This window comes from Pseudomonas sp. UMAB-08 (genome assembly GCF_900095225.1).
Classification (GTDB): domain Bacteria; phylum Pseudomonadota; class Gammaproteobacteria; order Pseudomonadales; family Pseudomonadaceae; genus Aquipseudomonas.
Genome location: NZ_LT607467.1, coordinates 1 through 294, shown reverse-complemented (window position 1 = coordinate 294; position 294 = coordinate 1). Strand labels below are relative to the sequence as shown.

Here is a 294-nt window from a genome sequence, read left to right as displayed (position 1 = left end):
GCCCAAGCAGCTCCAATTGCATCTGATCGTGGACAATTACGCCACGCATAAACACCCGAAAGTGAAGGCATGGCTTGAGAAGCATAAGCGCTTCCACATGCACTTCACCCCGACATCCAGCTCGTGGATGAACATGGTTGAACGCTTCTTTCGCGATATCACGGTGTACCTGCGTGACGGCAGTTTCAGTTCGGTTCGCGAACTCGAAAGCTCGATCACCACGTTCCTGGCACTGCGAAATACGCAGCCGACTCGCTACGTCTGGAGCGCCAAGGGGGAAGATATTTTGAACAA

1 protein-coding gene is annotated in these 294 nt (G+C 53.1%); it reads left to right on the top strand.

The genetic code is table 11. The features are described 5' to 3' along the window. A partial coding sequence (locus K0F75_RS25450) for a transposase (RefSeq protein WP_219064709.1) occupies positions 1-294 on the top strand: 294 nt, incomplete at both ends.